The organism is Flavobacterium sp. (assembly GCF_024642105.1).
Taxonomy (GTDB): Bacteria; Bacteroidota; Bacteroidia; order Flavobacteriales; family Flavobacteriaceae; genus Flavobacterium.
On the sequence record NZ_JAHEBT010000013.1, the window covers coordinates 1 to 7,102 of the forward strand.

General features: G+C 31.8%; 15 protein-coding genes. All 15 read left to right on the forward strand.

Annotation, left to right across the window (positions count from 1 at the left end; translation table 11 throughout):
• Positions 1-635: hypothetical protein (locus Q0L65_RS03695; RefSeq protein WP_296683616.1), on the forward strand; the 635-nt coding region annotated here is incomplete at its 5' end.
• Complete coding sequence (locus tag Q0L65_RS03700) at positions 622-909, forward strand: VRR-NUC domain-containing protein (RefSeq protein WP_296683389.1); 288 nt, start codon at positions 622-624, stop codon at positions 907-909. The genes Q0L65_RS03695 and Q0L65_RS03700, both read left to right, overlap by 14 nt.
• A 247-nt stretch (positions 910-1,156) precedes the next feature.
• Positions 1,157-2,092 (forward strand): pentapeptide repeat-containing protein, encoded by a 936-nt coding sequence (locus tag Q0L65_RS03705; protein WP_296683619.1) that lies wholly within the window; start codon positions 1,157-1,159, stop codon positions 2,090-2,092.
• Positions 2,086-2,295 carry a hypothetical protein gene (locus Q0L65_RS03710; RefSeq protein WP_296683622.1) on the forward strand — a complete coding sequence of 70 codons (210 nt, stop codon included), beginning with the start codon at positions 2,086-2,088 and terminating at the stop codon, positions 2,293-2,295. Before Q0L65_RS03705 ends, Q0L65_RS03710 begins: the two co-directional genes overlap by 7 nt.
• A gap of 141 nt (positions 2,296-2,436) precedes the next feature.
• The gene (locus Q0L65_RS03715; protein ID WP_296683626.1) at positions 2,437-2,559 is read left to right on the forward strand and encodes a hypothetical protein; all 123 of its coding nucleotides are present in this window, start codon (positions 2,437-2,439) and stop codon (positions 2,557-2,559) included.
• Positions 2,560-2,745: 186 nt separating this feature from the next.
• On the forward strand, positions 2,746-2,991 hold the full coding sequence (locus tag Q0L65_RS03720; protein WP_296683628.1) for a hypothetical protein: 246 nt from the start codon (positions 2,746-2,748) through the stop codon (positions 2,989-2,991).
• Positions 2,992-2,995: 4 nt separating this feature from the next.
• Complete coding sequence (locus Q0L65_RS03725) at positions 2,996-3,232, forward strand: hypothetical protein (protein ID WP_296683631.1); 237 nt, start codon at positions 2,996-2,998, stop codon at positions 3,230-3,232.
• 178 nt (positions 3,233-3,410) lie between these two features.
• A complete protein-coding gene (locus tag Q0L65_RS03730; RefSeq protein ID WP_296683634.1) occupies positions 3,411-3,566 on the forward strand; it encodes a hypothetical protein in 156 nt (51 codons plus the stop codon).
• Between the two features lie 3 nt (positions 3,567-3,569).
• A complete protein-coding gene (locus Q0L65_RS03735; protein WP_296683636.1) occupies positions 3,570-4,337 on the forward strand; it encodes a hypothetical protein in 768 nt (255 codons plus the stop codon).
• Between the two features lie 96 nt (positions 4,338-4,433).
• Entirely contained in the window at positions 4,434-4,805 is a 372-nt protein-coding gene (locus tag Q0L65_RS03740; RefSeq protein ID WP_296683639.1) for a hypothetical protein, read from the forward strand.
• Entirely contained in the window at positions 4,802-5,092 is a 291-nt protein-coding gene (locus Q0L65_RS03745; protein WP_296683642.1) for a hypothetical protein, read from the forward strand. The genes Q0L65_RS03740 and Q0L65_RS03745 overlap by 4 nt, the downstream gene beginning before the upstream one ends.
• Positions 5,089-5,244 (forward strand): hypothetical protein, encoded by a 156-nt coding sequence (locus Q0L65_RS03750; protein ID WP_296683634.1) that lies wholly within the window; start codon positions 5,089-5,091, stop codon positions 5,242-5,244. The genes Q0L65_RS03745 and Q0L65_RS03750 overlap by 4 nt, the downstream gene beginning before the upstream one ends.
• Positions 5,245-5,247: 3 nt before the next feature.
• On the forward strand, positions 5,248-6,099 hold the full coding sequence (locus Q0L65_RS03755) for a hypothetical protein (protein WP_296683644.1): 852 nt from the start codon (positions 5,248-5,250) through the stop codon (positions 6,097-6,099).
• A 57-nt stretch (positions 6,100-6,156) separates the two neighbouring features.
• Positions 6,157-6,447, forward strand: coding sequence for a hypothetical protein (locus tag Q0L65_RS03760; protein WP_296683647.1), 291 nt, complete (start codon positions 6,157-6,159; stop codon positions 6,445-6,447).
• A gap of 6 nt (positions 6,448-6,453) precedes the next feature.
• Positions 6,454-6,843, forward strand: coding sequence for a hypothetical protein (locus Q0L65_RS03765; RefSeq protein WP_296683649.1), 390 nt, complete (start codon positions 6,454-6,456; stop codon positions 6,841-6,843).
• The last annotated feature ends 259 nt before the right edge of the window (positions 6,844-7,102 follow it).

Genomic DNA, 7,102 nt, shown 5'->3' on the forward strand with positions numbered 1-7,102 from the left:
CTACAAAGGTAATTGAGCATATTATCCCAGTTGAGATGCAACCAGTTACTTATAATGTGATTAACAGACTAAAGAGAGACTTGGTTGTAACTGCATCGGATGGTCGAGTAATATTGGCTGATACCTCTGTTAAGTTACAGCAAAAAATACACCAATTAGGGAGCGGTACGATTAAGTTTGAAGACGGAACGGCTAAGATTGTTGACTATTCTAAGGTGAATGTGATCAAAGATAAGTTCTCTGAATTTAAGATAGGTATATTCTATAAGTACAAAGAGGAACTTACAATGCTAAAAGAAGTGTTTGGAGATAAATTAACCACTGAGTTGGACGAATTTAACCAAACTGATAAATGGATAGCCTATCAGTATTTAAGTGGCAGAGAAGGTATTAATCTAAGCAATGCAGACTATTTGGTTATGTTTTCAATTGACTTTTCAGCGACTACTTACTTCCAGGCACGTGCAAGGATGGCTACCAAAGACCGAGAGAAGAACGAAATTTTTTGGTTATTAAGTAAAAATACTTTAGACGCTAAGATTTACAAAGCAGTGATGAACAAAAGAAGTTATACTAACGATTTGTTTAAGAAAGAAATAGAAATCACAATACCTAAAAGAAATGCTAGAAAGTAAAATACAATCCAAAATTGTAAAGAAGTTAACCGAAGATGGTTGGCTTGTAATAAAATTAATTCGCACAAGTATTGCAGGTGTACCTGACTTAATGGCACTAAAAGAAGGTAAGACTATTTTTATAGAAGTTAAGCAACCTAAAGGAGTTTTGTCGGAAATTCAGCACTATAGAATAGCTGAGTTAAGAAGTAAGGGTTTTGAAGTATATATATGGACTGATTACCAAGTAGATTATGAATTTAAACATAAAGACAAAGATGAGATGTGGTTTTAGAGAATACAAAGGAAAAATGATTCCGCAGAACGTAACTATCTACAAAAGTAAGAGTGATAGAGAGTTTTATGTATCAGGATTTAGCTACTTAGAAAATAAATTTATAGTTAAATACATTGATACTGAGGAGTTTAAAGAAATAAATTATGAAATAATAAAAAAATATTTGTAGGAGTAAATATTTATTTATAAGTTTGTCCTGTAATCAAGCAGAGAGCTTGAATACGTTATTAATTAATATTTTATTATGAAAACAACAATTGAGATTAAATCAATCTTTGGTAAAGTACTATTTACCTACACAAATGAAAATGCAACTATTAAAGATGCAGTAGAACAAGCTGTAAAAGAAAAAGTTAGTTTAGAATATGCCAACTTGCGTTCAGCCAACTTGCGTTCAGCCAACTTGAGTTCAGCCGACTTGTATTCAGCCGACTTGAGTTCAGCTAACTTGTATTCAGCCGACTTGAGTTCAGCTAACTTGTATTCAGCCAACTTGTATTTAGCCGACTTGCGTTCAGCCAACTTGAGTTCAGCTGACTTGCGTTCAGCTAACTTGTATTCAGCCAACTTGTATTTAGCCGACTTGCGTTCAGCCAACTTGTATTTAGCCGACTTGCGTTCAGCCAACTTGAGTTCAGCTGACTTGCGTTCAGCCAACTTGTATTTAGCCGACTTGCGTTCAGCTAACTTGTATTCAGCCAACTTGTATTTAGCCGACTTTCGTTCAGCCAACTTGAGTTCAGCCAACTTGTATTCAGCCAACTTGAGTTCAGCCGACTTGAGTTTAGCCAACTTGAGTTCAGCTAACTTGTATTCAGCCAACTTGAGTTCAGCTAACTTGAGTTCAGCCAACTTGAGTTTAGCCGACTTGCGTTCAGCCAACTTGTATTTAGCCGACTTGCGTTCAGCCAACTTGAGTTCAGCTGACTTGCGTTCAGCCAACTTATATTCAGCCAAAAATAAAGAAAAGTCTCATTTACCTATTTTTTGCAAGTGGACTCACTCTATAAAAGGAGATTTAATTCAAATAGGTTGTAAAGAAAAAACAATTGAAGAATGGGATAGTTTTTTTAAAAGTGAAGAAGTTTACGAAACACAAAGAAATACAGAGGAATTTAAACAAATACAAGCAGTATATGAAGCATATAAATCTTATTTAAACTTTCTGAACAAATGCTAGACACTTACGATGAGTGGAACTCACTCAACCCAATCAATCAAGAAGAATTAGAACCTTTATCAGAGTTCGAGCAACTACAAGAAGACTATTTAGAACTTCGAGGTCGTTATACTTTACAACGCAATCGAATCAATCAATTAATTGAAGAACTCGAAGGTCTTGAATCACAAACTTATGTAATTAATAAATTGAAAAAGCTATGAGAGACGCAATAGAAAGATTTATATTTAGTTTATGTCAATCTGAAAAAGTTAGAGTTGATATTACGGTAACTAAAGAACAACTAAACTCCTTAGGAGTAGATAAGATTAGAGAATTAGCAACTACATTAATTAATAGAGAATATGAAAAGAGAAACAATTTGGGAGTACAAAATCAGAGTAAAACAAGAAGCTAAAGATGTATTGGCATTAGCTAAAAAACAAGAAGCTGAAAAATTAGCACGTAAGAAAAATGAGCAAAAGTAAAGCAGCATTTCCACTAGTACAAATCCCTGGGTATAACTTTAACCCAGGGATTTCAGAAAGAACATATATCGCAGTTCAAGCTATGCAGTCGCTACTATCTATGGGTCTGTACGAACAAGCAGACATCCCTAGAATAGCCTACAAAATAGCAGATGCAATGATTAACCAAAATTCAAAGTAGTCAGTATGATAGCAGTAGAATATTTATATAAAAATTATTTAGAAAACCCTTTGTCAAATAAAGATGTTATTTATAACATTCGAATATTTGAAAAAGACAAAGAAATGGAAAAGCAACAACGAGGTTATAGTGAAGAAGATATGAAGGAGGCTATAATGTTTGGAGTAAATGGAATGTATGGTTGGCAAATAGGAGAAGAAGGTTACACTAATAATCAAATAAAAAGATTTTTAGAAACATTTAAAAAATAAAAATATGAAAATAGTAAATGGTCGTTGGGTAAACCAACAAGGAGAAAGATTAACAACACCTGAAGAGCATAACGCATTTCAAGACACGCTAACACGTGTTAAGTCATTCGCTAGAGGTAAGGCTCTTACTAATAGTAAAGTGCAACTACTCTTTAATATCCTAAGTACGGATGATGATAAGGATAATGCCTTAACAAGTATTCTATATATGGATAATGCACAACTAAAAAGACTATTTTAGTTATGAAGCCAGGATATTTAATAGATAATTTATCCGTAAGTAGTGTATGCAACTTAATAGCTGTACTTAACTGGAGTGTCCTTAACGAGATTACTAATTTACCTATGGTTAGAATTGATAAATTTACCAAAGAAAATTACCCAATTATAGGAGTTTGGAAACCTAAAATAAATAAGATATGACAGAAAAACAAAAATATATAGGAGCTTTTTTGGATGGATATTTTTCAGATAAAAATATAGATTATGGATTTAAGTATTTTTCAATTTTAGAAGAAGCAACTATAAAAGCCGAAAAGAAGTGGGAAAAATATAAGAAATTTAAAAACAAATAAGATATGAAAAATATACACATATTACCAACGGAAAATCCGAGTAGATTAATTCATAATGAAATAAATCAATTATGTTATCAGTCTAAAAAATCAGCTAAAAATGATAGAAAATGGTTGCAAAGAAAAAAGTTTAACATCTACATCACTTCTGATGAAGAAATTAAAGAAGGTGATTGGTGTTGGGATGTTTTACAAAATAAGATTTATTTAGTCGATGACAAAATAACAAAATCATTTTTTAAAAAAATCATTCTAACAACAGACCAAGACTTAATCAAAGATGGTGTACAAGCTATTGATGATGAGTTTTTAGAATGGTTTATAAAGAATCCAAGTTATGAATGGGTTGAAGTTGATTTTAAATATGAAAATTGTATTCCTGCTTTAGATGATAATGGTAATAAAATTTTAAAAATTAAAATACCGAGTAAATCTGAAAATTTATGCCAAATCATTCCAAAAGAAGAATCTAAACAAAAATGGGATATTGATACTTGTAGATATTGGAATATGGAAATAGGCTGTGAAAGAGAAAAGTGTATTTGTGAAAATACAGAACCTAAAAAAGAAACGCTTGAAGAATCGTTTGAAAAATGGGCTGAACAACAATCTCAGAAAGGAGTTGGTTACGACAAAATTGATGTTTTACAATTTGGTGCTAAATGGCAACAAGAACAGATAGGTAAGTCAGAGTTTCTACAAAAATTAAGAGGAACATTATCTGATGCCGAAGCGAGAAGATTAATATTTGAACAATTTAAAAAAAAATAAGGTATGAAATTAGTATTCTTTTTTCAATTTATAGTTGCCCCTATAGTGTATATGATATTTCATTTGCTAAAAAAACAATTTAAAAACAAATAAGTTATGCAAAAGTACCCGCATGAATTAGAATTCATTTCCCGAATTAAAAGGGACGGTTCAGGAACAGAGCCTTTGACTGAATCGGATTTAAAGCATTTTGAAGAAAACTCTATTGCTAAAAGCGACTTGTTCAACATTACTTGTTTATCTATGTCTGAGAAGACCTATATAGCAAGTGGATTTAATTCTTATGTGGTTAAATTAAGACCGCTAGAGCCTTTAAAAAGTCCTAACGAGTATAGTGAAGTAAAAAGAGTAGAAGTTATACAGCATTCTGACCCTTATAATGGCAGAGCCTATACTAACTATAATGCCAAAGACGTTGATGTTCAATTACAGGACGACGGTAAAACCTTAAAAATATTTTTAAAATGAATTCAGAAGAAATTAAAGAGAAAGCTACTGCTGAAGGAATATTTAGAGCTTCCCAGCACAACATGAATCGAGCAGAAGCGGGTTACAATGCCAAGTGGTTTAAGAGGGGAGCTTTATTTGGAGCTGAATTGCAGGCTAAAACAATGTATAGTGAGGAAGATATGAAAGAATTGTTTATTGAAGGTTATAAACAAAGAGCTGAAAAAAGCGATTTGATTTTTGACAATGCTTCAAGAATGTACGCTATTCATTTATTTGAAAAATTTAAAAAAGAAAAAGGTTTATGACAGAAAAACAAAAATACATAGGCGCTTTTTTGGACGGATATTTTTCAGATAAAAATATAGATTATGGATTTAAGTATTTTTCAATTTTAGAAGAAGCAACTATAAAAGCCGAAAAGAAGTGGGAAAAATATAAGAAATTTAAAAACAAATAAGATATGAAAAATATACACATATTACCAACGGAAAATCCGAGTAGATTAATTCATAATGAAATAAATCAATTATGTTATCAGTCTAAAAAATCAGCTAAAAATGATAGAAAATGGTTGCAAAGAAAAAAGTTTAACATCTACATCACTTCTGATGAAGAAATTAAAGAAGGATGGTATATCAATATACATACAAAAAATATTGTAAAAGGCTCAGATGTTGATGAAAATTGGAAACGTATTATTTTAACAACAGACCAAGACTTAATCAAAGATGTAATACAAGCTATCGATGATGAGTTTTTAGAATGGTTTGTTAAGAATCCAAGTTGTGAGGAGATTATTATTGATAAAGAAGACTACTCTCAAAAATGTAGAGAATGTGGAGAAACTGTAAAAAGGGGGTGTAATTGCAAAAAAGGTTGTTTTATGAAGTCAGGTAATTTTGTATTTACAGATGAAAATATTAAATACAAAATAATTCTTCCAAAAGAAGAATCCAACCTCTCAATTGAAGATATTTCAGTAGAAGTGCATCTAGCAGAAAAAGAGGAAATGGGTAAAGCAATTGTTGATTATCTTGATAAATACAAAAGTCAATCCATCTATAATGACATTGCTCTTGCAATTGAATTTGGATTCCAACTACAACTTAAAGAAGAAGAGCCTAAACAAGAAACACTTGAAGAAGTTGCTGAAAAATGGGTATTTAAAACTAACGGTCATAAGTGGTCAAACAATGACAATACAGCAGGAGATAATTATGGTTCATTCATAGCTGGTGCTAAATGGCAACAAGAACAGATATACAATCAAATTAAAGAATTGTATGACAATGAAGAAATTACAGGGTTTTAAAAAAGAGCATACGCACAATGCTTAGATATTGTTGAACAATTTAAAAACAAATAAGATATGGAATACGAAAGAACTACTCAATCAATTTCTTTAAGTGAAGTTGATAAACAAGAAACACTTGAAGAAGTAGCTGAAGAATATTCTGATTTTTGGTTACAAAATAAAGGATTATTAATAAAAGATGCTCAAAAATGGGAATGGCAAGCTGAAAGAATGTATAGTGAAGATGACATTATGTCTGCTTATAAGCAGGGTGCAAGGTTAGCATTAATCAGTCAAAGTGATTTAGCTTTAGTAAAAGGAAAGTTTCCTACACCAGAAGAATTCTTAGAAACATTTAAAAAATAAAACAAAATGAAAACAAATTTTAAAGTAGGTCAGAAAGTTTACTGGCAAGAAGAAGAGGGATATGTACTAGATATTATTAAAGAGTTACTGCACCCAATTGTTGTTAAATTTAAGTGGGGCATTGAATATTTAACAGAGGATGGAAGATATGGAAAAGAAACACCTCCAGTCCTATCACATACACCCTACACCCTAAATGGGTTTAGTCAAGTTCAGGAAATTGAAAAAGATACTTTGGTTTATGTTAGGAATCATAAAGAGTATCATTGGCAAATTAGATACTACTCACATTTTGAAGATGGAAATCATTTGTGTTTTGATAACCAAAAAAAATCAACTGAAGCAGATAAAACAGTTATTTGGAAATATTGTCAAACTGAAAATCCATTACTTTAATAAATTATGAATGGTTGCCTCGGTGGGGGCAACCTTTTTTTTAAACAATTTATGTCGGTAGGGTCGAGCTATTTTTAAAAGAATTTATGTCGGTGGGGTCACTCGCCTTTCGGCTGAGGCACTCGCATAAATGCTGAGGCTATCGGCTAAAGCCTGATAGGTTGCCTCGGTGGGGTCGAGCTACTTTGTAACCTTTATCCTACTAATCCGATAGGGTTTATATGCTGATGTCAATGTGTCAAAATAACGCAATGATATT

Excerpts from the sequence above, each read along its gene's own strand:
- Q0L65_RS03725 (WP_296683631.1), top strand. The coding sequence starts at position 2,996 with ATGAAAATAGTAAATGGTCGTTGGGTAAACCAACAAGGAGAAAGATTA.
- Q0L65_RS03735 (WP_296683636.1), top strand. The coding sequence starts at position 3,570 with ATGAAAAATATACACATATTACCAACGGAAAATCCGAGTAGATTAATT.
- Q0L65_RS03700 (WP_296683389.1), top strand. The coding sequence starts at position 622 with ATGCTAGAAAGTAAAATACAATCCAAAATTGTAAAGAAGTTAACCGAA.
- Q0L65_RS03715 (WP_296683626.1), top strand. The coding sequence starts at position 2,437 with ATGAAAAGAGAAACAATTTGGGAGTACAAAATCAGAGTAAAACAAGAA.
- Q0L65_RS03765 (WP_296683649.1), top strand. The coding sequence starts at position 6,454 with ATGAAAACAAATTTTAAAGTAGGTCAGAAAGTTTACTGGCAAGAAGAA.
- Q0L65_RS03730 (WP_296683634.1), top strand. The coding sequence starts at position 3,411 with ATGACAGAAAAACAAAAATATATAGGAGCTTTTTTGGATGGATATTTT.
- Q0L65_RS03740 (WP_296683639.1), top strand. The coding sequence starts at position 4,434 with ATGCAAAAGTACCCGCATGAATTAGAATTCATTTCCCGAATTAAAAGG.
- Q0L65_RS03710 (WP_296683622.1), top strand. The coding sequence starts at position 2,086 with ATGCTAGACACTTACGATGAGTGGAACTCACTCAACCCAATCAATCAA.
- Q0L65_RS03745 (WP_296683642.1), top strand. The coding sequence starts at position 4,802 with ATGAATTCAGAAGAAATTAAAGAGAAAGCTACTGCTGAAGGAATATTT.
- Q0L65_RS03755 (WP_296683644.1), top strand. The coding sequence starts at position 5,248 with ATGAAAAATATACACATATTACCAACGGAAAATCCGAGTAGATTAATT.
- Q0L65_RS03720 (WP_296683628.1), top strand. The coding sequence starts at position 2,746 with ATGATAGCAGTAGAATATTTATATAAAAATTATTTAGAAAACCCTTTG.
- Q0L65_RS03760 (WP_296683647.1), top strand. The coding sequence starts at position 6,157 with ATGGAATACGAAAGAACTACTCAATCAATTTCTTTAAGTGAAGTTGAT.
- Q0L65_RS03705 (WP_296683619.1), top strand. The coding sequence starts at position 1,157 with ATGAAAACAACAATTGAGATTAAATCAATCTTTGGTAAAGTACTATTT.
- Q0L65_RS03750 (WP_296683634.1), top strand. The coding sequence starts at position 5,089 with ATGACAGAAAAACAAAAATACATAGGCGCTTTTTTGGACGGATATTTT.